Origin of the sequence: Halonotius sp. GCM10025705 (assembly GCF_042662885.1) — an archaeon.
Lineage (GTDB): Archaea > Halobacteriota > Halobacteria > Halobacteriales > Haloferacaceae > Halonotius > Halonotius aquaticus.
On record NZ_JBHSZD010000001.1, the window covers coordinates 1,836,301 to 1,857,316 of the forward strand.

The following is a 21,016-nucleotide window of genomic DNA, read 5'->3' on the forward strand; positions in this document are numbered from 1 at the left end:
TACGCCACGGGCAGCCAGCCGACCGGTCGATACGCACAAGTCCGGGGAGCAAAAACGCTCTGTATGAACCACGAGCGGTCACGCGAGCTGTACGGCCGAGCCCTCTCGGTGTTGGCCGGCGGTGTCAACTCTTCGGTGCGGGCAACCAAGCCGTACCCCTTCTTCATCGAGCGCGGCGACGGTGCCCACGTCATCGACGCCGACGGCAACAAGTATCTCGACTATGTGATGGGGTATGGCCCGCTGCTGTACGGCCATGATCTGCCGGAGCCGGTCGCCGCGGCGATCCAATCCCACGCCGCCGACGGCCCGATGTACGGCGCGCCAACAGAGGTCGAGGTCGAACTCGCGGAGTTCGTCGCCCGCCACGTCCCAAGCGTCGAGATGCTTCGGTTTGTCAACTCCGGCACCGAGGCAACCGTCTCGGCGGTCAGACTCGCCCGTGGCCACACCGGCCGCGACAAGATCGTCGTCATGCAGGGCGGCTACCACGGGGCCCAGGAGTCGACGCTCGTCGAAGGCGACGCCAACAACCCACAGCCGTCGACAGCGGGCATCCCAGAGGAGTTCGCTCAACATACTCTCCCGGTACCGTTCAACGACCCAGCCGCCGCCGAAGCGGTCTTTGAGGAACACGGCGACGACATCGCGGCCGTCCTGACTGAGCCGATCCTTGGCAACATGGGGATCGTCATGCCCGTCGACGGCTTTCACGAAACCCTCCGAGAGCTCTGCGATGACCACGGCTCGCTGCTCATCTTCGATGAAGTCATCACCGGCTTCCGTGTTGGTGGCCTCCAGTGCGCTCAAGGCAAGTTCGGCGTGACGCCGGATCTGACGACGTTTGGCAAGATCGTCGGCGGCGGGTTCCCGGTTGGGGCGATCGGTGGCCGCGCCGAGCTTATCGAGCAGTTCGCGCCCTCCGGTGAGGTGTTCCAATCGGGAACCTTCTCAGGCCACCCAGTCACGATGGCAGCCGGGCTGGCGAACCTGGAGTACGCCGCCGAAAACGATGTCTACGACCACGTCAACAGCCTCGGCGAGCAGCTTCGGAGTGGCCTCCGGGATATCTTAGCTGATCAGGCCCCGGAGTACACCGTTGTCGGCACCGACAGCATGTTCAAGGTGATCTTTACCCGTGATGGCGCGACAGATCGTGGAGGACAGTGTGGCGCGGGCTGTCAGCAGGATCCGGACTGTCCGCACTACGATCACTGCCCAAAGACCGGCGCGGACGTTGCCGACGCCGACACCGAGCGGTGGGAGCGGCTGTTCTGGCAGGCGATGAAAGATCAGGGGATCTTCCTGACGGCCAACCAGTATGAATCGCAGTTCATCTCCTATGCCCACACCGCAGCCGACATCGAGGAAACCCTTGCCGCCTACGCCGAGGCGCTGTAGGTCGCTGCCGGAACTGATGGGCTTTTAGACGGGGAGCCCAGAGAGGGCTGTATGTCATCAACCACGACCGTCAGACTCGCAACGCGGGGCTCAGAACTCGCCCGCCGGCAGGCGACGACGGTCAAATCCACGCTCGACTCCCGACGCCGGGAGGTGACGCTCACCGAGGTCGACACCCGGGGCGACCAGATCCGCGATGAGCTGATCCACCGCCTCGGGAAGACCGGCGCATTCGTCCGGGCGCTCGACGAGAAAGTCCTTGACGGCGACCTGGATGCCGCGGTGCACTCCCTGAAGGATATGCCGACCGAGATGCCGGCCGACCTCGTCGTCGCCGCCGTCCCCGAACGCGCGCCGTCCGGCGATGTACTCGTCACACCCGATGGCGGCGATATCGACGACCTCCCAGAGGGCGCGGTTGTCGGCACAAGCTCGCTCCGCCGGAAGGCCCAACTGCTGGCCGCCCGCCCGGATCTGGAGATCGTCGCCCTCCGGGGCAACGTCGACACCCGTCTCGAAAAGCTGCTCGCGCCGTCACTCCAGCGGGAACACCAGGCGCGACTCGAAGCGGTCGGCAAACTCGACGAGATCGTCGGCGACGCGGCTGCTGTCGACGACGGCGGTGACAACGCTGACAGCGACACCGACGACGACGACGACGCTGACGCCGACAGCGAGGAGTACGACCGATCGCCGGAGGAGTGGTTCAACGATCGCAGCGCGCTCGAACGCGACGCGATGGGGCGACAGGTCGACACCGAGATGGATGCGATCGTCCTTGCGGAAGCCGGCCTGCAGCGCAGCGACCTGCTTGAGACCGTCCCAACCCACCGGCTGCCCAGAGAGCAGTTTGTCCCCGCACCCGGCCAGGGCGCGATCGCGGTGACCGCCGTCGACGACGACGTGATCGACCAGCTTCGGGAGGTCGTCGATCACCCCCGCAGTCGGATCGAAACAACCGCCGAACGGACGGTGCTGGCTGAACTCGGCGGTGGCTGTATCGCGCCGATCGGCGTGAGCGCGATCGTACAGGGCGAATACGTTCACACACGCGCGCAGGTGCTTGGCCCCGACGGCGAAGAGACCGTGGAGGCGACCCGTGATCTGCCGATCACCGATCACGCCGCAGCCGCCGCAGACTTCGCCGCCGACCTCCGGGAGCGTGGTGCCGCCGAGTTGATCGAGGCCGCCGAAACCGCGGCGACCGCAGACACGACAGGAACCCGGGAGGACAATGGCTGACGATCCCGCGACGGTCTATCTCGTCGGGAGTGGGCCGGGCGATCCGGAGCTGCTGACGGTCAAGGCCAAACGCCTGCTGTCGACAGCGGATGTCGTGCTCCACGACAAACTCCCTGGTCCGGAGATCCTCGAAGAGATCCCTGAAGACAAGCGTGAGGATGTGGGCAAACGCGCCGACGGCGAGTGGACACCACAGGAGTACACCAACCGCCGGCTCGTCGAACTTGCGGAGGCCGGTCAGACAGTTGTCCGGCTGAAAGGCGGCGATCCCTTTGTGTTCGGTCGCGGCGGCGAGGAGATGGAACACCTCGCAGCCAACGACATCCCCTTTGAGGTCGTCCCCGGGATCACCTCCGCAACCGCCGCCCCTGGTGTCGCCGGAATTCCGCTAACCCACCGCGATCACGTCTCCAGTGTCTCCTTTGTCACCGGCCACGAGGATCCGACGAAGGACGAATCGGCCGTCGACTGGGAGGCACTGGCCGACACCGGCGGGACGCTCGTCGTGTTGATGGGTGTTGGAAAGCTCCCGTTGTACACACAGGCACTGCGAGACGCTGGGATGGCTCCGGAAACACCGGTCGCCCTCGTCGAGCGGGCGACCTGGTCGGAGATGACCGTCGCCACCGGCACGCTCGATTCGATTGTCGAGGTGCGGGATGCGGCGGAGATCGAACCTCCGGCGATCACGGTTATCGGCGATGTGGCGGCGACCCGAGAGGATGTTGTCGAGTTCCTGTTGAATCGAAGCGACAGCGATCCCCACCACGGCGGGAGGAAGCCATGAGCAGCGAGGTGCGCGTGGCCGTCTTCCGACCTGACGACGATCGGTTGACCGACGCCGTCGAGCTTCTCGATTCGCTGGGGGCAACACCGATCGCCGATCCGATGCTTGAAATCGAGCCGACCGGTGCGGTGCCGCAATCGGACGCTGATTACGTCGTCTTCACGAGCAAAACCGGGATCGAACTCGCCGCCGAGGCGGGCTGGCAGCCCGGCGAGACAACGCTTGTCAGCATCGGCTCGGGAACGACCGCCGCGGCCAACGACGCTGGCTGGACAGTCGACCGCGAGCCCGACACATACAGCTCCACTGGCCTCGTTGAGTTGCTGGCCGAAGAGGTTGCCGGCAGCAATGTCAACGTCGCCCGCAGCGACCACGGCAGCCACGTGTTGCTGGACGGCCTCGTCGACGCTGGGGCCGACGTGACCGAAACCGTTCTCTACCGCTTGGTTCGCCCGGGCGACGCCGGCGACAGTACCGAGTTGGCGGCCAGCGGCGAGCTTGCAGCGGTCGCGTTCACCTCTTCGCTGACGGTCGAACACTTCCTCGATGCGGCCGGCGAGCGCGGCCTCCGAGATGCCGCCATCGACGGGCTCGATGCGGCTGTTGTCGGCGCGATCGGCGAGCCGACCCGAGCAACCGCCGTCGACCACGGGATCGCTGTCGACATCGTCCCCGAGGAGGCGACCTTCGAGGCGTTGGCAACCCAGGTTGTTGAAGCAGCAGCACCAAGCTACACGGAGTGATCGAATCCTGACGGTGGGAGAGCCGGAGGCTTATATCCGATACCGCACAACCCATCGGTGATGGCTTCGAGTCCCCCGGTTCCCGAACTTGCCGAGCCGGCCACCGCCTGCGCCGAGCGGTTGCTGGCGGCCGACAGCGTGGTGCTGCCTCGCATATCGACGCCGACGGGCTGACAAGTGCCGCCATCGCGGCGACCGCACTCGAACGCGCCGGGATACAGTTCGAGACCGTCTTTTCGAAGCAACTCGACGAGGATGAGATCGCTGCGATCGCCGCAACCGACCACGAGACCGTGCTGTTCACCGACTTCGGCAGCGGCCAACTCGGTATCATCGCCGACCACGAAACCGCCGGCGATTTTACCCCCGTCATCGCCGACCACCACCAGCCGGCTGACGCGACCACCGAGTACCATCTCAATCCGTTGCTGTATGGGCTCGACGGCGCGACCGAACTCTCGGGGGCGGGCACAACATACGTGTTGGCCCGCGCGCTCGCAGCAATCCAACCAGCCGCCGACGGTGGCACACCCACCGGGCAAACACCGAGCGAAAAGCCAGATGGCGACAACCGCGATCTCGCGGCGCTCGCGGTCGTCGGCGCGGTCGGCGACCGACAGGCCGGCGTCGACGGGCTGACCGGTGCAAACGAGGCGATCGTCGAAGAGGGGGTCGCCGCCGGGGTCGTCGAAGCCGGTACCGATATCACCCTCTACGGCAAGCAAACCCGTCCGCTGCCGAAGCTACTGGAGTATGCGACCGAAGCCCAGATTCCGGGAATCTCAAACGACACTGCGGGCGCGATCGACTTTCTCGCTGATCTCGATCTGAGCTCGAAACCGACGACGGCTGGCGGTGTTGGGTCGATCTGACCGATGCGGAACGACAGACGCTGCTCAGCGCGTTGATTCAACGCGCGGTTGCCAGCGGCGTGCCGGCCGGTCGGATCGATGATCTCGTTGGGACGAGCTACCAACTCGCTCACGAGGAGCCCGGCACCGTCCTGCGAGATGCCAGTGAGTTCTCAACGCTGTTGAACGCGACTGCGCGGTACGAGCGTGCGGATGTCGGGCTGGCGGTCTGTCTCGGCGACCGCGAGGAGGCCTTCGAGCAAGCTCGAACGCTGCTCCGAAACCACCGCAAAAACCTCTCACAGGGCGTCGATTGGGTCACAAACGAAGGCGTCACCACCGAGGACAACATCCAGTGGTTCGATGCGGGCGACGAGATCCGAGCGACGATCCTCGGTATCATCGCCGGCATGGCCATCGGCGAATCAGGAATCCGCCGGGATCTACCGATCATCGGGTTCGCCGAGAAATCCGCCGAGGAGATCAAGGTCTCCGCACGCGGAAACCACACACTCACCGCCAAGGGGCTGGATCTCTCGGTAGTCATGCGAGATGCCGCTCGCGCGGTCGACGGCGACGGCGGCGGCCATGACGTGGCAGCCGGGGCGACGATCCCAGCCGGAGAACAATCAGCGTTCGTCGCTGTTGCTGACGAGATTGTTGGCGAACAACTGTCGTCGTAAGAGAATTATTGGCCGCCGATATCCCGGAACATCACGCGGTAGTCATCAGCCGAGAGCGTGTCGGCGAGATCAAGCAGTTCGTCATCAAGCGCTTCGAGGCGATCGAGTAGCTCGTCGTACTCGTCGCTGGCGTCGAGTTCGGAATCGGATTTCTGCGATTCAAGCAGCGCGCGTTTCGAGGCCAGCGACGCCGCCTCCTGGAGCAGGTCGCCGTACTCCGACCGGGTGAACAGCGTGTCGACAGCCTCCATCAGTTCATCCCGCGTGACGGGTTTGAGGATATAGAGATCGAAGCCCATATCGATGATGTCGAAGTCAGGCTCAACACCGGTGACCATCGCCACCCGGCACTCCATCTCCTCCGCTTCGATCACGTCAAGCACGACTTCTCCGGGGTCGTCCGGGAGTCGCCGATCCAAGAGGACGGCATCGATCGAGTCCGGGAGTTCCTCTCCGTCCGGGGCGGCCTCGCCGTGAAGCACATCGATCGCTTCCGCAGCGGTCGTCGTCGTGACGACGGTGTACTCCGGTTCGAGGAACTTGTTGTAGAGATGGGTAACGGTCGGATCGTCCTCGACGACGAGGATAGTCTCGTCGCTCATCGCCGACCCACCCGCGATTGTAACCCGGTGTGTTCGACCGGTCGAACGCTACCACCCGCATATGTGTTATTGGAGTCATGACGCAGCATAAATCCGTGTCAGACGGCCGTCGGACGGCCTTAGATAACAATGTACGTTTGAGAGAAATAAAGGTATGCATGCGGGTGGCCACAGCCCGCCGGAGCCGGTGGGCTCATTTAGGGGCGGTCGTACGACCCCGCATGCCAGAGACAGTGCAGACCGGCGTCGACGGCCTCGATTCGATTCTCGGCGGTGGGATCGTCAACAACGCGACCGTCCTCGTCAGCGGGAACCCCGGGACGGGGAAGAGTCTCTTCGGGATCAACTACCTGTATTCGGGTGTCATCGATCATGGCGAACGCGGGATCTACATCTCCTTTGAGGAAAACGCGGAGGATATCAAGATGGCCGCCGAGTCGATCGGCTTCGATCGTTTCAGTGAGCTTGTCGACGAGGATGAGATCAAGATCTACGACAAACGTGAGATGCTCCAAGACGGCAACTTCACCGAAACGATGGATCGACTGCTGGAGGTGTTTACCGAATCGGAGTACGATCGGCTCGTCTTGGATTCGCTGACGATGTTTCAGCTGTTTTTCGAGGATGAACGCGAGAAACGCACCTATCTGCTGAAGTTCTCGGATATTCTCAAACAACACGGGCTGACCTCGCTGTTGATCAACGAACAGGGCGCGGTGTTCCCGGACACCGAGATCGGCCTGGAAAACTTCCTCACCGATGGCAACATCTACTTTATCCAGACGCCGACTGACTCCGGAGTCAACCGCTATGTCTGGGTGGCGAAGATGCGAAAGCAGGATATCAACACCGACATCTTCCCGATGGAGATCAGCGACGGCGGGATCACCGTCTACGAGAAAGCCAGCGGCTTCTCGATGATGGCTGGGGAATCCGGCCCCGGCGGCGATGGGCCGTCGTTCTGACAGTCCCCGTCAGTTCGACATCGTCCGCCAGACATCGTCGAGTTTGTTTTTGACCGCCGAGCGTTCGGCGATATCGACGGAGACGCCGCCCTCAAAGCTGACCTCAACTTTGTCAACATTTCGGCGATAGACCTTGATCCGGCGGTGTTCATCCGACAACGGCCGATCGTGCAACGTCAGCAGATCAGCGTCGGTAAGTTCGTCGATCCGCCGGTAACAGGTGGCGATCGGCACGTCGAGTTCGTCGCTGAGGTCTTGGGCTGACTTCGGCTCTGTCGTCGCCGACAGGATATCCGTATTGTACTTGTTGCCAAGCACCTCGATAAGCTCCTCCGATGCCATTCTGTGATAGCTACCAACGACTGGGCAAAAAGCGTATCGGTGGGGGGTTTATTACGTTTTCATAGCCGTGAGTATCAAAACTAATAGCCGTTATCAGAATATCACCGAGAGGGTAGTGAATTAGTTCGTCGACGACGATGGGTGAGAAAGGGAAGCAGCGTGGTGGTGACGTGTCGATCGTCATAACACGGCACGCAGCGACCCGAAGGTGCGACAGAGCAGTTGCGGACGAAAGGTCGCCGTTTCGGAGAGAGCAACTCTCGGGGGTGCTGTCAAATTGCCGTGAAACAACTGGTAGTGTTCAGATAAGCTGATTCCATGCGAAGCTGAACGATCTGAGCCAGTCGTCGGCTGTGTCTGCTGAGGCGTTGCTGAAACAGTTCGAGAAACAGATAGTTCTGCGTTTTAGTTCTCGGAAGACACGTTCGACAGCGTTTCGATTTCCATGCTTCTCGTATTTGAAATCGTAGCCGGCATGGTGACAGGCAGCCTGTAGTGAGTGGGCACCATCAATGAGAAATACGGCGTCAGCAACGTCGTGTTTCTCGCTGAGTTCAGCGAGAAACACTTCTGCGAGTCCGGTGTTTGTTGTCGGTTCAAGGCTTGTGTACAGCAATTCGTTCGTCTTTGGATCAACAGCTGCGTACAGCCAGTATTGGTCGTCGTTGAGTTGGATCACTGTTTCGTCAACCGCAACGTGATCCGGACTCTTCCCCGAAGTGGGTTGTAGATCGGCCTTGTGAATCCAGTTGTGCACGGTTGATCGAGCGCGTTTGACACCGAATATCTCAAGTACAGAAACAGTATTCGAAAGTGATAGGCCAGACAGATGGAGCTGAATACTGAGCTTCATCAGAAATTCCGGTGTCGCTTCTCGTTCCACAAAGTCTAACTCAATCTGGTCGATACTGCCACTGAGGCGTCCGAATTCTTCCATAACCACTTAGAAATCGTGACGCCTCACCTTTCAGTCCTTATCTGAACACCGCCAAACAACTCGGCGTTAGATTTAACACGATATACCCACAACATGTCGATAACAGACTGGAGTGCGGTCGGTATCCAGTCGGGGGAACACACCATGTTCAGCACAGCAAGCCGGGGTCAAGTGGGGATCGGTACCCTCATCGTGTTCATCGCGATGGTTCTAGTGGCAGCTATCGCTGCTGGGGTGCTTATCAACACCGCTGGCCTCCTACAGGCGCAAGCACAGTCCACAGGTGAAGAAACGACGGCACAGGTTAGTGATCGGATAGCGATTGGTGAAGCAGTTGGCTATGATACGACTTCTAGCGACACTGACGACACAGCGGGGGAAATTGATACACTGAATGTCTCAATGCGGCTGGCGGCCGGTGCTGACCCGATCAACCTAAGTCAAGCATCATACACAATCGATACTGGGGGAACTGCAAGGGTGATTAGCGGTGCAAACAGCAGCGGTGGTCCAGTGACGTTCCACCAGATACAAGGACTCGATCAAAAACCGAGGATCCTAGCAGACCAAAATGATCTGATGGTTGTCGAATTTAATCTTGAAGATGGTACTTCCAGCGGTGGAGGAGGTATAGATGGGATCACTTCCATTGAGGATGGAGACGATATAACAATCATTGTGCAGGCTCCGGCAGGTGGGAGCACGTACGCCACCCTGAAGGCACCGCGCCGGATCAATCAGGGCGAATCCTACATCGTCTCCTAAAGCCTGTTCTTCCCGCTGGGGCAGTTTTCAACTCCAATTCGTTTCCTGGCTTCACCCTGTTTGCGGCGTCACTGCTTGATAGCTATCAGAATCGCCCCGTGTTGTAACGTAGTGAGCTGGTCTATTTTCGCTAGTGTCCTCCTATAAGATCAACAATCAAATAATGATTCTGTTTAGATTGCATTATTTTCAAAAAAAAAAGATAATTTGAGGATCATTTTTATATGTATTCTCAATGGGGGTTCAGGTAACGCCTGCCCTGTTCCGGGTCAGGCGAAGTCACACTATGTTCGAGTCACACACCCGAGGCCAGGTCGGCATCGGGACGCTCATCGTCTTCATCGCGATGGTGCTCGTCGCGGCAATCGCTGCAGGCGTCCTCATCAACACGGCCGGCCTCCTCCAAGCACAAGCCCAACAAACCGGTGAAGAAACAACCGCCGAAGTCAGCAACATCGTCCAAATAAACCAAGTCATCGGTGAGGACAACACCAGCGACGGGCGGATCGATATCCTCAACGCAAGCGTTCGCCTCGCGTCGGGCTCCGACCCAGTCAACCTGAGTGAAGCCTCCTATACCGTTGAAACAAACGGCAGTGCAACCGTTATCAACGGGAACAACCGGACGAACGATGCCATCTCGTTGTTCCAAGCCCAAGGGCTTGCAAACGGGACAAGCATCCTCTCAGACCAAGACGATCTGATGATTGTCCAGTTCGATCTCACAAAGACAGCTACATTGGATCCGCTCGGGGAGTCAGATAAGATTACCCTCGTCACGCAAGCTCCCGCGGGCGGAAGTACCTACAAACAACTCCAAGCACCTCGTCGAATCAACGACGGCAGTGCATACATCCTCTAACCACAACCTCGCCGTGTGAATGTGCCACGGGAGTCACCGTGTTGGCTTGTAACAGAGTTCGTCTCGGAGCGTGTCTCCGCTACGCTCCACCCGTTATAGAGGAGAACGAAAAACGGTGGAAGACTCCGACAGTCGCTATCTCACCGCCATATTTATTATTCTGGAATAGTAAACCTCTCATAACGTCTGACCTTTCGTGGGTTCAGGCGGGGTCAAAACCATGTTCAGCACAGAACGCCGCGGCCAGGTAGGGATAGGTACGCTTATCGTGTTCATCGCGATGGTGCTCGTCGCAGCGATAGCTGCGGGTGTACTTATCAATACCGCTGGCCTCCTGCAAGCACAGGCACAACAGACAGGCGAAGAGACGACCGCCGAGGTTAGCAACGTTATCCAGATCGGCGAGGTAATTGGAAAAGATACCGGTCCAAATGGCAAAATTGATCAGCTTAATGCAAGTATCCGTTTAGCCTCCGGTTCCGATCCAATCAACGTAAGCAAAGCGTCGTATACTATATCAACAAACGGCAATGCAACTGTCGTTAACGGTAATGCGACAGATAGTACTATTGTTGACAATATTGATCAAAAACAGGGGTTAAAAGATGGTGAGACAATCCTTTCAGAGCAAGAAGATCTCATTGTTGTCACATTTGACTTGGATGCGACAGGTTCTCCTCTCAACGAACTTGACGACAATGATGAAGTGACGTTTATCGCGCAGGCCCCCGCAGGTGGAAGCACATACAAACAACTCTCAGCACCACGGCGAATCAAAGAGGGTGAGTCCTACATCCTCTAATTCCGGCTGTGAGTTACGATCCGCGCTTCTGCGCGGGTTGACGTTATCACGGTAACTTCGGCACCACCGGTGCCAAGTACTGTGTACTGGTTTGGTACGCCTGCGCCTGAACAATCTCGTTCAGGGCTTTTCAAAGAGAACACTGGAACCGCTACTGCCAAGAGTAGCGGCACGTCTATGAGATACAGTACGTCTGATTGTCGGATTCATGTCGTCAAAGGTGATATTCTATTCCAATTGCACTATTATCAGTACAGATAATTTGGCAGTCATTTTTATTACCATCGACTGTCACATCCCAGATACCGTCTGGTCCGATACGGGCTCAGGCGTACCAAACCATGTTCAACACAGACGACCGAGGTCAGGTGGGGATCGGAACCCTCATCGTGTTCATCGCGATGGTTCTGGTCGCAGCGATTGCGGCCGGTGTTCTGATCAACACCGCAGGCCTCCTACAAGCACAGGCACAGCAAACAGGTGAAGAGACGACTGCCGAAGTCAGCAACGTCGTTCAGATCGGTAAAGTAGTTGGAACTGATACCGATGGCGACAATGAGATTGAACGTCTTAATAGTTCGGTCTGGCTAGCATCCGGGTCAGATCCGGTAAATCTGAGTGAAGCGTCTTGGACGATTTCCAGTCCATCAGGAAACGCAACCGTTGTGAACGGAAACAATCGGACAAATGATGCCATTGCGTTTCATCAAAAACAGGGGCTCGATGACACAGCGATTATTTCTGATCAAGAGGATCTAATGATCGTCAACATCAGCCTTGACAAACAAAGTAGAATTGAACCGCTTGGTTCATCAGAGCGCGTGAAGCTGATTGCACAAGCCCCAGCTGGTGGTCAAACATACACAGAGCTGAAGACACCGCGTCGAATCTTCGCAGACTCGTCGTACATCCTCTAACGATCGGTTCCCTGCAGCAATCTTTTTTCAATCCAGCCCCAGATAGTTGCTACTAAACGCGTACTAACGAGCTTGCGCGAGATTACTCCTCTACGGTAACTCAAGGCAACAATTATTACTGTTGTACTAGTTGAACACCGTATGGACAGACGGCGACTCTTGATGGCCGGTGGCACAGCGATGTCAGTTGGACTAGCTGGGTGTAGTGGCTTGCTTGGCGGTGGTAATGAGGAAGAGGGCCCTACTCAGCCAGAAATCACTCGGATTGGTGTCGAAAATAACGCTGGTGAGGGAGTGGTCACTGGTACAATCTCAAACCCGACTGGTGACGATGTAAGCCTCGATCTGTACGTTCGCATCTATACAGGCGAGTCGCCTGAAACGCTACGAAATCAGAGTCCCGAAGAAGAACTTGATCGACCCGATATTAATATCCCGGCGGAACAGGATGGTCCGTTCTTGATCACCATCTCGGGGACAATCACAGTCAGCCGTCTCAGTGATAATATCGAGGCTGCCCTCCTCCCAGCCGGTGAGACACCGGCTGAAGGTGATTATAGATGGTACGGCCCCGATGCAGACACACTCAACGCAGACGCGTAGTAACGGCACGCTGAGCGCGTAATTGAGTAGACAAGGACCGCCGAAGCGTTCGAAGCGAACGAGGACAACACTCTTTATCGCAACGCCAGAAGCTACCCCCATGAGTTCGGATGATCCTGAGGACGACCCACAAGAAAAAGGGATCCTCGCGCCCGATGAGCTCGATATCACCGATCATCCGAAAGTCGAATCACTCTCCGAGGGACGGTATGTCGTGTCACCCGACGACACGCCCGTCGATCCAGACCGCGAGCAACAAGAAAAATTGGGTTCGACCGAGTCACAACTCCCTGCCAGCGACGACGCAGCAGACGACGCAGACAACAATACTGAGGAGAGCGCGGAAGATGGTGACGACGAGACCGAGCAAGCACCACGCGGAAGCGGTGGTGGGGGTGACGATGACGACACAGCAGAAGAGTCACCAACCGACACAGACGACGACAGCGAGGACGCAGCCGAGCCGCCAGCCGTCGAGTTGACCCAACAGACTGTCAGCCAGTTTCTCGCTGAATCACTCACCTCAACCGAGACAGCCTACGGGTTCGACGCGACAGTCAACATTGAGGGCAGTGTCAAGCGCGGGCGGATGAGTTCCGACGATGTTGCCGAGACCTTAGAGGGGCTGTTGCGGTGGTACGCCTCCCAGACAACCGACGAGATGGAGCCGGAAGCCGCCCTTGGGATCATTCTCGCCGGCAGTACACTCGAAGTCGAGTACCCGGTACAGAGCGTCTACGCCATGCTCAAGCGATATGGGCTTCAGCCGGATGATTCGATCAGCGATCTGCTGTCGGCGATCCGCGAGGAGGGGTCGTTCACCGTGCCGCCGTCAGAGAATCGGTGAGCGGCGTGTCACCGACACCCGATCGGTGAGTGCCTTGGCATCGTCAGCCACCCGGTAGTGAGCCGTCATCACTCTCAGGGCTGATAGCTATAGGGGAGTGTTTATATTACCTCGGGTGTCCTATGTTCGATATATGGCAAAGCGTGTGATGATCGCTGACGACTCGGAGTTCATGCGGAACCTGCTCCGAGAGATACTCGAAGACGACTTCGAAATCGTTGGGGAAGCTGAAAACGGTGTCGAGGCGGTCAACCTCTATGAAGAAGAGGATCCCGACATCGCCATGATGGATATCGTCATGCCGATCCGCAGTGGGATCGAGGCGACAAACGAGATCACGAACAATGATCCCGACGCGAAGGTGATCATGTGTACCAGTGTCGGCCAAGAGGAGAAGATGAAACAGGCGATTAAGGCCGGCGCGTCGGGGTACATTACCAAACCGTTCCAGAAACCAAACGTCCTCAACGAGATCAACGACGTCATCCCGGCCTAGTATGAAAGTCGATATCCGGGAGCTGGGGCAGTTCAACCATCTCGCCTCCGAAGGGGCCAAACAGGCCGCCAAATCGCTGTCGACACTGGCGGGTATCGAGATGGATGTCGATGTCACCGACGTCAGCCTCGTCACCGAGTCGGTGCTCGCGGAGACGTTCGCCGACCGCTCGTTTGTCGGCGTCGAACTCGGCTTACAGGGCGGGCTGGAGGGTGAAACGGTGTTGGCCCTCGAACGCGAGCGCGCGCTCGTGCTTCAAGAGTTGCTGTTGGATGCGACCGACACCGACTACTCCTCGAAAGGCAGCACCATCGCGAAAAGCAGCGTCACCGAACTCGGCAACATCATGATCGGCGGCTTCATCGACGGCTGGGCAAACCACCTCGATACGGCGATCAACATGACGCCGCCGCGGTACACCGAGGCCAACGGGCCGCGCATCCTGCCGGATCAGGCCATCGAGGCGGCGAAAAACCACGGCGTGTTCCTCTTTGAGAGCAAGCTGTCGGGAATGGACGTTGACCTCGATTTCTCGCTGTACATGCTGCCGGAGTACCGCCAATTCGTGCAGCTGCTGTCGGGCAACGACCAGGGCAACCAGATCCCGGTCAACCGACTCAGCACCTTCGAGGAGTTGGCCAAGGAGGGGCGGGCAACGCCGCCGGCCAGATCGGCATGATGACCGGCCTCGACACCAACGTCGATGTGAGCCGGCTGCGATTCGTGCCGCTGTCGGGCGTCCCAAAGCAGGTCGGCAACGACCAGTTTGTCGGCGTCGTCTTCGAGTTGACAGGGCTGCCGAGCGGGTATCTCGTCGTGTTGTTTGACGAGAAATCCGCCATCACGATCGCCAACGCGATGATGCCCGGCGATTCGACGGAGGATGAGATCGGCACGATGACCGAAGGCGCGATCAAGGAGCTCGGCAACATCATGACCAGCGGCTTCATCGACGGCTGGGCGAACGTGCTCCAGACGAGCATCGAGCATTCCCCGCCAAACTTCGTCCACGACATGGGCGAGTCGATCATGAGCCCGGTCGTCGGCAAACTCGGCCAACAGCAGGATTACGCTTTTGTCATCGATTCAACGATCGAGATCGATGGCAACGAGGGGCAGTGTGATATCTACGCGCTGCCCAACGAGCGAGAACTGCCCGGGCACTGTCGGCACTGCCGGCACAGGACTAATCGTCGGGAGGCGCTCGTGACACGGGATCGGCAGCGCAAAAGCGCGCCACTGAAACAGGTCGGCATCGCCGAGTACGCCGTGGTAACCGATAACACGGTGCTGTCGACCAGCGGGGTTGGCTCATGTCTCGGGATCGTCCTTCGGGACTCATTCAACGATGTCTCGGGGTTGATTCACGTGATGCTGCCAACAGCAGAAGAGAGCCGCGATGGCAACCCCGCGAAGTTTGTTGATACCGGGCTCCCGCTGGTGATCGAGGAGATGGTCGAGGCCGGAGCGAGCAAACGCCGGCTGGAGGGCTGGGTTGTCGGTGGCAGCGAGATGCTCTCGTTTTCCTCGGACGGCGACAGCATCGGCAGCCGTAACATCGCCGCCGCCAAACAAGCCTTCGAGCACTACGGGATCGATGTTGCCGGCACCGATGTCGGCGGCAGCCACGGCCGGTCGATCCGCTTCGATCCAGCAAGCGAGTCGGTGACAATTCAGACGGCCAAGGACAACACGACACAGACGATCTAACGTCTGACGGGAACTATCAGCACTGATATGTGTCTGACGCTAGATATCAGTGTTGAGAGTTGGATGGGTGGTTTCAAGTGTATAGGTGGTCATAAACCGTTACAATGGGTCTCGGCATCGCACTCCTCGTCGCAGTACCCACCCTAGAGATCGGTGCCCAACTCGGGGGAAATCTCTCGGCGTGGGTCGTGACGACCGCAACCATCGGCTTGGTCGGGGCGAGTATCATCGACCGTATCCTCGAAGGTGAGGAAGACGCCGGCGGCGGCGGTGGTGGCGGCGACGGGGGCATGGACGGCGACCTCGGTGGGGGAATGGACGACGACCTTGGCGGCGGGATGGACGATGATCTCGGCGGGGGGATGGATGACGACCTCGGCGGGATGGACGACGACTTCGGCGACGGCGGGATGGATGATGATTTCGGTGGGATGGACGATGACTTCGGTGGCGGTGGTGGCGGCGACTTCGGCGGTGGCGGTGGCGGCGGCAACACCGACGAACTCGCCCACCAGATCGAGGAGCTGAAACCGAGGTGTCTGATCTCTCCTCGACGGTCGGCACCATCCGCGAGGAAAACACCGAGATCAGCGAGCGCGTCGAGGAAGTCGAAGAGGATGTCCGCAACCTCCTGACATCTACGAGATGGTGACCCGCGGCATCAACCCCTTCGTCGACGACGGCGGGGGTGGTGGCGGTGCCGGCGGTGGCGGGTTCGGCGGTGGTGGCGGCGGCGACGGCGGCGGCCTCGGCCTGTTCGACGATGACGAAGAGGAGGCCGAAGACGTCGACGACTCGGTGATGGACGCCGACGCCGACGGCTTCTTCGACGACGAACTGACCGAAGAAGAGATCGAACCCGCAGACGACGGCGGCGACGAGGCCGGCGGCATGGACGACAGCTTAGACGAGATGGGCGACGGTGATTTCGCCGACGATCTCGATGCCGACGACGATGACTTCGCCGACGACCTCGACGACGGCGACGAGTTCAGCGATGATCTCGATGACGGCGATGCCGAGAGCTTCGAAGATGACCTCGATGACGGTGCTGAGGGGTTCGAGGACGACCTTGGCGGCGAAGATGACTTTGGTGACGACCTCGAAGGAGATGCAAGTGATCAAGATATGTCCGGCGAAAAATCATTCAGCGAACTGAAAAACGAGTACGACTCCGGGGATGCCGAATGGGCCGACGAAGATGACCTCGACGATGGTGGCGAGGAGGATCTCGATGCCGACATCGACGATGATTCCTCATCCGATGGGCTCGATGAGGGCTTCGATGACGGCGAGGACGCCTTCGACGAGGGCTTCGACGACGAAGACGACGGCCTGGATGACGGCGAGGATGCCTTTGATGAGAGCGGTGACGCCTTCGATGAGGGTGGCGACGCCTTTGAGGACGACGGCGATGCCTTCGACGAGGGCGGTGACGCCTTCGATGACGGCGAGGATGCCTTTGATGAGAGTGGCGACGGCTTCGACGAAGGCTTCGATGAGGAACCTGAGCCCGCCGACGCCGCCGGCGGGGCACCGGAACCAGAGCCCGATCCCACCGGAGGAGCCCAACAGGATGCCGGACAACAGCAGGCCGACGGCCAGCCGGCCGGTGGTCGCCAACAAACCCAACAGCGAGAGCAACAACAAGCGGGTGGCCAGCAGGGTGGTGGCCGAGCCCAGGGCCAACGCGGCGGCCACGAGGAGGCCGGCGGCTCACGGCCGCTGTCGCCGATCCGAGAGCGCGGGGCGGGCGACTTCGAGTACGTCACCTCCGATCACCTCTCGACGGCCCGTGAGAAGCCCTACCTCACGACGCTGCCAAGCGATTACCTTGGCGATCTCGTGATCATGGAGTGGCTGGAGTTCCTCGTTGATGAGTCAACCGTCACCGACGCCGCGCGCGCGGTCAACTACTACGAGCGCATCGAGTGGGTCGACCCCGCCGTCGCCGACCACCTCCGATCGTTCCTCTCCGGGTTCGGCAACGTCGATCGCAACAAGATCGACCGCCCAGGCACCGAGTACCTTACACGTGAGCATCACATACATAGTCTGAAATACATCATGCAGCTCAACGGTACCACAGCCACATCGGTCATTATCGACCGCTGGGACAGCTTCACCCCGGACAACAATGGGTTTTAGCGTCAGTGCCTCAACCGCGCTCATCTTCGCCGCACTGTTTTTAGCCCTCGGCATCTTCTATCCGGCAATGGCGAACAGTTACGAGCGCGTGCAAGCGGCTGATGCCGACCAAGCCGATCGCGCCCTCGATCAAGCCGACAGCGACATTCGGATCGACTCTACGGCGAGCGGAGAGGTCGATGTCACCAATAACGGCTCGACAACACTCCCGGTCGACGAGACCGATCTGCTGCTTGACGGTGAGTACCAACCACGGAGCACCGTCACAACTGATGTGGGTGGCAACACGGCCACCGACCTCTGGCTGCCGGGTGAGACGCTAACGCTCGATCCAGATGCGGGCCTCGGCGGCGTCAATCAGGTACGGGTCGTCACCGAACACGGCGTGAGTGCGTCAGCGGTGATCTAACATGGCGAGTGTCTCAGTCTCCCATCTGATCATCTTCATCGCTGCCTCGTCGTTGCCGCTGGCGTCGCTGGAACGCTGACAACCGGTGTCGAACGCGTCAGCAACGCGGTTGAAGACGGCAGTCTCGATGTCAGCCAACAGGTACGGACGGATATCGACATCGTCAGCGATCCAGCGAACCCCACCATCGACGGGACGACCGGTAACCTGACGGTTCACGTCCGCAACACCGGCTCACAGGCGATTTTCATACGTCCAGACTCCGTTGATATGGTGCTGAATGGGCAGTTTGTGCCGAACAGTGACTTCACCATCACCGACGCCAACGGTGCAAAGACGGTGGCCCGTACCGGCGACGTGATGGCCATCGAGATCGACAACAGTCTTGTCCAAACCGGCGACAACAGATTATACCTAACAATCAATAGCGATGAGGAAGTATATGAGTTCAGGAACTGACCAATGAGCACAGCACGTCGTGATATCCTGTCGATCGGGCTCGAAGGCCATGACCAGTTGAACGCCGAGCTCGGCGGCGGGTTCCCACCCGGTAGTATCGTTCTCATGGAGGGCGACTACGGGGCGGGCAAAAGCGCGCTGAGCCAGCGGTTTAGCTACGGCTTTACGCAGGAGGACACGACGGTTACCTATCTCTCGACGGAGCTGACTGTCAGCGGATTTATCAATCAGATGCACTCGCTGTCCTACGACATCACCTCGGAGCTGCTTCAAGAGGATCTTCTATTTTTGAGTGCTGACTTCGACAGCGGTGGCGCGCTGCGTGGCAACGAGGACAAAGAGCGGAAAGAACTGCTCAAACGCCTGATGGACGCCGAGGCGATGTGGGAGCCGGAGGTCGTCATCATCGACACCTTCGATGCGATCCTCCGTAACGATCCCAAGTTTGAATCCCTCGTGCGCAACGACGAAGGGCGACAGGCGGCCCTTGAGATCATTTCGTATTTCCGGGATATGATCTCGATGGGGAAACTCATCATCATCACCGTCGACCCGTCGACGGTCGACGACGATACGATCGATCCGTTCCGGTCGATCGCCGACGTCTTCCTTGAGTTGGAGATGGCAGAGGTCGGCAGCGAAACCCGGCGATCGATCTCGGTGAAACGGTTCGCCGGGATGGGCGAACAGGTCGGTGACAGCATCGGGTTCTCGGTGCGCTCCGGCACCGGGATCGTCATCGAAAGCCGGAGTGTGGCCTAACGATGACCGATCAAGGAACGGCAACACCGTCGGACGAACTCAGACAGGTCGCCAACCGACGGCCACACCTGCGGGAACACCTCCAGAAGTTCAAACAGATTGCCGGGGAGTTCCCGATGTTGGTCGAGGATCCCGAGGATTACGAGACCCGGCGGCCGAACGTCATCTATCCGGTCGGTGGTGCGGTCTACTGTCACGTCTACGGTGACCTCGGCCAGAAGACCAAATACTACACCATCGAGCCGACGCTCTCGGAGGATGAGACGGTCACCCTCCAGAAGGTCAAGCGGAAACTGCTGTCGATGAGCGGCCACAAGGAGTCCCCGGACGACGACGCCGGCTACGACGACCTCATCGAGGAGTTGCTCGATCAGACCACCTACGTCACCGACGGCGACATGTCGTTTTACGACCGGGTCAAACAGCTCTGGAACTTCGGGAAGGTCAAAGTCGACCAGAACACCTACGACAGCATTCGCTACCGGCTCAACCGCGATATCGTCGGCTTCGACCGCTGGAGCCGATTATGCGCGATGATCAAAACGAGGATATTCACGTTATTGACCCCATGAGACCCACGTCGACCATGCCACCTTCGGGATGTTGCCGACGACGGTCGACTTCGGCACCCCCAATGAGTTCGACAACTGGCTGAAAAACATGGGCGAGCGGATGGGCGATCCGATCTCAGACTCAAATCCGATCGTCGACTCGACGATGCCCGATGGCTCCCGTATCAACATCATCTACTCCGAAGATGTCTCGTTGAAGGGCCCATCGCTGACGATCCGACAGGGCCAGGAGATCCCACTGTCGATGATGCAGATTACCCACTGGGGAACGCTGTCGCCGATGATGGCGGCATACCTCTGGATCTGCCTCGAAAACGAGCAGACGGTCTTCGTTGTCGGCGAGACTGCATCCGGGAAGACGACGACGCTCAACGCCTCCTTCTCGTTTATCCCCCGAGATTCGAAGATTTACACCGCGGAGGACACCGCCGAGGTCATCCCACCCCACGACACCTGGCAGCAACTGCTGACCCGTGAGGGGATGGGCGACGAGGACGCCGAGGTCGACATGTTCGACCTTGTGGCGGCCGCCCTGCGCTCGCGGCCGGACTACATCATCGTCGGCGAGGTTCGTGGGGCCGAGGGGCGGATGGCCTTCCAGGCCGCCCAGACCGGCCACCCGGTCATGCTGACGTTCCACGCCTCCGATATCGTCACCATGATCCAGCGGTTTACCTCCGAGCCGATCAACGTCCCCGAGACGTTCATGGGGATCGCCGACGTCGCGCTGTTCCAAAACCGTGTTAAACAGGGCGATGACGTGCTGCGCCGTGTCACAAGTGTCCAAGAGATCGAGGGCTACTCCTCGGAGATGGGCGGTGTTGTGACCCGGCAGGTCTTCGAGTGGGATCCCGTCGAGGACGAACACACGTTCAAGGGGATGAACAACTCCTACGTCTTAGAGGAACAGATCGCCCCCTGCTTGGCTACGCCGACACCCGTCAGATCTACGAGACACTGGATCATCGTGCGGAGGTTGTCGAACGGATGATCCAAGAGGGGATTCTCGGCTACCACGAGGTCAACGACGCCATCGAATCCTTCCAGCGAGACGGCGTCGAAGGGCTCCCATTCACGATGAGCACGGCGCCGGACATCAAGTAGGTGGCTT

General features: G+C 59.3%; 23 protein-coding genes and 2 pseudogenes. 21 read left to right on the forward strand and 4 right to left on the reverse strand.

The features are described from left to right. The first annotated feature begins 63 nt into the window (after positions 1-63). The 5 genes and pseudogenes from hemL (at position 64) to ACFQJB_RS10335 (ending at position 5,707) form a co-directional block, all read left to right on the forward strand. Positions 64-1,401, forward strand: a complete 1,338-nt coding sequence (hemL, locus tag ACFQJB_RS10315) for a glutamate-1-semialdehyde 2,1-aminomutase (RefSeq protein ID WP_379726919.1) — start codon at positions 64-66, stop codon at positions 1,399-1,401. Positions 1,402-1,452: 51 nt separating this feature from the next. After that, a complete protein-coding gene (hemC, locus tag ACFQJB_RS10320; protein WP_379726922.1) occupies positions 1,453-2,643 on the forward strand; it encodes a hydroxymethylbilane synthase in 1,191 nt (396 codons plus the stop codon). Beyond that, complete coding sequence (gene cobA / locus ACFQJB_RS10325) at positions 2,636-3,430, forward strand: uroporphyrinogen-III C-methyltransferase (protein WP_379726925.1); 795 nt, start codon at positions 2,636-2,638, stop codon at positions 3,428-3,430. The genes hemC and cobA overlap by 8 nt, the downstream gene beginning before the upstream one ends. Continuing rightward, the gene (locus ACFQJB_RS10330; protein WP_379726928.1) at positions 3,427-4,173 is read left to right on the forward strand and encodes a uroporphyrinogen-III synthase; all 747 of its coding nucleotides are present in this window, start codon (positions 3,427-3,429) and stop codon (positions 4,171-4,173) included. The genes cobA and ACFQJB_RS10330 overlap by 4 nt, the downstream gene beginning before the upstream one ends. A gap of 60 nt (positions 4,174-4,233) precedes the next feature. Continuing rightward, positions 4,234-5,707: pseudogene (locus tag ACFQJB_RS10335) on the forward strand (DHH family phosphoesterase). A gap of 5 nt (positions 5,708-5,712) precedes the next feature. Here ACFQJB_RS10335 and ACFQJB_RS10340 read toward each other — a convergent pair. Beyond that, a complete protein-coding gene (locus tag ACFQJB_RS10340; protein WP_379726931.1) occupies positions 5,713-6,309 on the reverse strand; it encodes a HalX domain-containing protein in 597 nt (198 codons plus the stop codon). Positions 6,310-6,530: 221 nt separating this feature from the next. Here ACFQJB_RS10340 and ACFQJB_RS10345 point away from each other — a divergent pair, with 221 nt between their 5' ends. Then, positions 6,531-7,274: an RAD55 family ATPase gene (locus ACFQJB_RS10345; protein ID WP_120103511.1), complete on the forward strand. Its 744-nt coding sequence runs from the start codon at positions 6,531-6,533 to the stop codon at positions 7,272-7,274. Between the two features lie 9 nt (positions 7,275-7,283). Here ACFQJB_RS10345 and ACFQJB_RS10350 read toward each other — a convergent pair whose 3' ends face one another. Together ACFQJB_RS10350 and ACFQJB_RS10355 are read right to left on the reverse strand one after the other, a co-directional pair. Next, complete coding sequence (locus ACFQJB_RS10350; RefSeq protein ID WP_120103512.1) at positions 7,284-7,616, reverse strand: ArsR/SmtB family transcription factor; 333 nt, start codon at positions 7,614-7,616, stop codon at positions 7,284-7,286. Between the two features lie 301 nt (positions 7,617-7,917). Beyond that, positions 7,918-8,553 (reverse strand): IS6 family transposase, encoded by a 636-nt coding sequence (locus tag ACFQJB_RS10355; protein WP_379726935.1) that lies wholly within the window; start codon positions 8,551-8,553, stop codon positions 7,918-7,920. A 204-nt stretch (positions 8,554-8,757) separates the two neighbouring features. Between ACFQJB_RS10355 and ACFQJB_RS10360 the strand changes: the two genes are divergently transcribed. The 9 genes from ACFQJB_RS10360 to ACFQJB_RS10400 all read left to right on the forward strand — a co-directional run bounded on the left by ACFQJB_RS10360 (position 8,758) and on the right by ACFQJB_RS10400 (position 15,555). After that, the gene (locus tag ACFQJB_RS10360; RefSeq protein WP_379728026.1) at positions 8,758-9,318 is read left to right on the forward strand and encodes a hypothetical protein; all 561 of its coding nucleotides are present in this window, start codon (positions 8,758-8,760) and stop codon (positions 9,316-9,318) included. Positions 9,319-9,604: 286 nt separating this feature from the next. Further along, positions 9,605-10,180 carry an archaellin/type IV pilin N-terminal domain-containing protein gene (locus ACFQJB_RS10365; RefSeq protein WP_379726938.1) on the forward strand — a complete coding sequence of 192 codons (576 nt, stop codon included), beginning with the start codon at positions 9,605-9,607 and terminating at the stop codon, positions 10,178-10,180. A gap of 220 nt (positions 10,181-10,400) precedes the next feature. Further along, entirely contained in the window at positions 10,401-10,982 is a 582-nt protein-coding gene (locus ACFQJB_RS10370) for an archaellin/type IV pilin N-terminal domain-containing protein (protein WP_379726941.1), read from the forward strand. Positions 10,983-11,323: 341 nt separating this feature from the next. Beyond that, positions 11,324-11,899 (forward strand): archaellin/type IV pilin N-terminal domain-containing protein, encoded by a 576-nt coding sequence (locus ACFQJB_RS10375; protein WP_379726944.1) that lies wholly within the window; start codon positions 11,324-11,326, stop codon positions 11,897-11,899. Between the two features lie 141 nt (positions 11,900-12,040). After that, positions 12,041-12,502: a hypothetical protein gene (locus ACFQJB_RS10380; RefSeq protein WP_379726946.1), complete on the forward strand. Its 462-nt coding sequence runs from the start codon at positions 12,041-12,043 to the stop codon at positions 12,500-12,502. Positions 12,503-12,602: 100 nt separating this feature from the next. Beyond that, the gene (locus ACFQJB_RS10385) at positions 12,603-13,349 is read left to right on the forward strand and encodes a DUF7500 family protein (protein ID WP_379726949.1); all 747 of its coding nucleotides are present in this window, start codon (positions 12,603-12,605) and stop codon (positions 13,347-13,349) included. Between the two features lie 133 nt (positions 13,350-13,482). Further along, positions 13,483-13,845, forward strand: a complete 363-nt coding sequence (gene cheY / locus ACFQJB_RS10390) for a chemotaxis protein CheY (RefSeq protein ID WP_120103519.1) — start codon at positions 13,483-13,485, stop codon at positions 13,843-13,845. 1 nt (position 13,846) lies between these two features. Next, complete coding sequence (locus ACFQJB_RS10395) at positions 13,847-14,524, forward strand: chemotaxis protein CheC (RefSeq protein WP_379726952.1); 678 nt, start codon at positions 13,847-13,849, stop codon at positions 14,522-14,524. Next, entirely contained in the window at positions 14,524-15,555 is a 1,032-nt protein-coding gene (locus tag ACFQJB_RS10400; RefSeq protein ID WP_379726955.1) for a chemotaxis protein CheC, read from the forward strand. The genes ACFQJB_RS10395 and ACFQJB_RS10400 overlap by 1 nt, the downstream gene beginning before the upstream one ends. 143 nt (positions 15,556-15,698) lie before the next feature. On the opposite strand, the gene ACFQJB_RS10405 is transcribed toward ACFQJB_RS10400, so the two are convergent. Next, positions 15,699-16,067 (reverse strand): hypothetical protein, encoded by a 369-nt coding sequence (locus tag ACFQJB_RS10405; protein WP_379726957.1) that lies wholly within the window; start codon positions 16,065-16,067, stop codon positions 15,699-15,701. Positions 16,068-16,090: 23 nt separating this feature from the next. Here ACFQJB_RS10405 and ACFQJB_RS10410 point away from each other — a divergent pair, with 23 nt between their 5' ends. The 6 genes and pseudogenes from ACFQJB_RS10410 to ACFQJB_RS10435 all read left to right on the forward strand — a co-directional run bounded on the left by ACFQJB_RS10410 (position 16,091) and on the right by ACFQJB_RS10435 (position 21,009). After that, positions 16,091-16,207, forward strand: coding sequence for a flagella accessory protein C (locus tag ACFQJB_RS10410; RefSeq protein WP_379726960.1), 117 nt, complete (start codon positions 16,091-16,093; stop codon positions 16,205-16,207). After that, positions 16,204-17,703: a FlaD/FlaE family flagellar protein gene (locus ACFQJB_RS10415; RefSeq protein ID WP_379726963.1), complete on the forward strand. Its 1,500-nt coding sequence runs from the start codon at positions 16,204-16,206 to the stop codon at positions 17,701-17,703. Before ACFQJB_RS10410 ends, ACFQJB_RS10415 begins: the two co-directional genes overlap by 4 nt. Further along, a complete protein-coding gene (locus ACFQJB_RS10420; RefSeq protein ID WP_379726965.1) occupies positions 17,693-18,112 on the forward strand; it encodes a flagellin in 420 nt (139 codons plus the stop codon). The genes ACFQJB_RS10415 and ACFQJB_RS10420 overlap by 11 nt, the downstream gene beginning before the upstream one ends. Before the next feature lie 75 nt (positions 18,113-18,187). Next, positions 18,188-18,571, forward strand: a complete 384-nt coding sequence (locus ACFQJB_RS10425) for a flagellar protein G (protein ID WP_379728028.1) — start codon at positions 18,188-18,190, stop codon at positions 18,569-18,571. Between the two features lie 3 nt (positions 18,572-18,574). Then, positions 18,575-19,333 (forward strand): ATPase domain-containing protein, encoded by a 759-nt coding sequence (locus ACFQJB_RS10430; RefSeq protein ID WP_379726967.1) that lies wholly within the window; start codon positions 18,575-18,577, stop codon positions 19,331-19,333. Between the two features lie 2 nt (positions 19,334-19,335). Beyond that, a pseudogene (locus tag ACFQJB_RS10435) lies at positions 19,336-21,009 on the forward strand (type II/IV secretion system ATPase subunit). The last annotated feature ends 7 nt before the right edge of the window (positions 21,010-21,016 follow it).

What these genes read in the sequence shown, in the direction of transcription:
- ACFQJB_RS10340 (WP_379726931.1), bottom strand. Translation starts at nt 6,309, where the DNA reads ATGAGCGACGAGACTATCCTCGTCGTCGAGGACGATCCGACCGTTACC.
- ACFQJB_RS10420 (WP_379726965.1), top strand. Translation starts at nt 17,693, where the DNA reads ATGGGTTTTAGCGTCAGTGCCTCAACCGCGCTCATCTTCGCCGCACTG.
- ACFQJB_RS10330 (WP_379726928.1), top strand. Translation starts at nt 3,427, where the DNA reads ATGAGCAGCGAGGTGCGCGTGGCCGTCTTCCGACCTGACGACGATCGG.
- ACFQJB_RS10355 (WP_379726935.1), bottom strand. Translation starts at nt 8,553, where the DNA reads ATGGAAGAATTCGGACGCCTCAGTGGCAGTATCGACCAGATTGAGTTA.
- ACFQJB_RS10360 (WP_379728026.1), top strand. Translation starts at nt 8,758, where the DNA reads ATGGTTCTAGTGGCAGCTATCGCTGCTGGGGTGCTTATCAACACCGCT.
- hemC (WP_379726922.1), top strand. Translation starts at nt 1,453, where the DNA reads ATGTCATCAACCACGACCGTCAGACTCGCAACGCGGGGCTCAGAACTC.
- ACFQJB_RS10345 (WP_120103511.1), top strand. Translation starts at nt 6,531, where the DNA reads ATGCCAGAGACAGTGCAGACCGGCGTCGACGGCCTCGATTCGATTCTC.
- ACFQJB_RS10350 (WP_120103512.1), bottom strand. Translation starts at nt 7,616, where the DNA reads ATGGCATCGGAGGAGCTTATCGAGGTGCTTGGCAACAAGTACAATACG.
- ACFQJB_RS10395 (WP_379726952.1), top strand. Translation starts at nt 13,847, where the DNA reads ATGAAAGTCGATATCCGGGAGCTGGGGCAGTTCAACCATCTCGCCTCC.
- hemL (WP_379726919.1), top strand. Translation starts at nt 64, where the DNA reads ATGAACCACGAGCGGTCACGCGAGCTGTACGGCCGAGCCCTCTCGGTG.
- ACFQJB_RS10430 (WP_379726967.1), top strand. Translation starts at nt 18,575, where the DNA reads ATGAGCACAGCACGTCGTGATATCCTGTCGATCGGGCTCGAAGGCCAT.
- ACFQJB_RS10385 (WP_379726949.1), top strand. Translation starts at nt 12,603, where the DNA reads ATGAGTTCGGATGATCCTGAGGACGACCCACAAGAAAAAGGGATCCTC.
- cobA (WP_379726925.1), top strand. Translation starts at nt 2,636, where the DNA reads ATGGCTGACGATCCCGCGACGGTCTATCTCGTCGGGAGTGGGCCGGGC.
- cheY (WP_120103519.1), top strand. Translation starts at nt 13,483, where the DNA reads ATGGCAAAGCGTGTGATGATCGCTGACGACTCGGAGTTCATGCGGAAC.
- ACFQJB_RS10380 (WP_379726946.1), top strand. Translation starts at nt 12,041, where the DNA reads ATGGACAGACGGCGACTCTTGATGGCCGGTGGCACAGCGATGTCAGTT.
- ACFQJB_RS10370 (WP_379726941.1), top strand. Translation starts at nt 10,401, where the DNA reads ATGTTCAGCACAGAACGCCGCGGCCAGGTAGGGATAGGTACGCTTATC.
- ACFQJB_RS10365 (WP_379726938.1), top strand. Translation starts at nt 9,605, where the DNA reads ATGTTCGAGTCACACACCCGAGGCCAGGTCGGCATCGGGACGCTCATC.
- ACFQJB_RS10400 (WP_379726955.1), top strand. Translation starts at nt 14,524, where the DNA reads ATGACCGGCCTCGACACCAACGTCGATGTGAGCCGGCTGCGATTCGTG.
- ACFQJB_RS10375 (WP_379726944.1), top strand. Translation starts at nt 11,324, where the DNA reads ATGTTCAACACAGACGACCGAGGTCAGGTGGGGATCGGAACCCTCATC.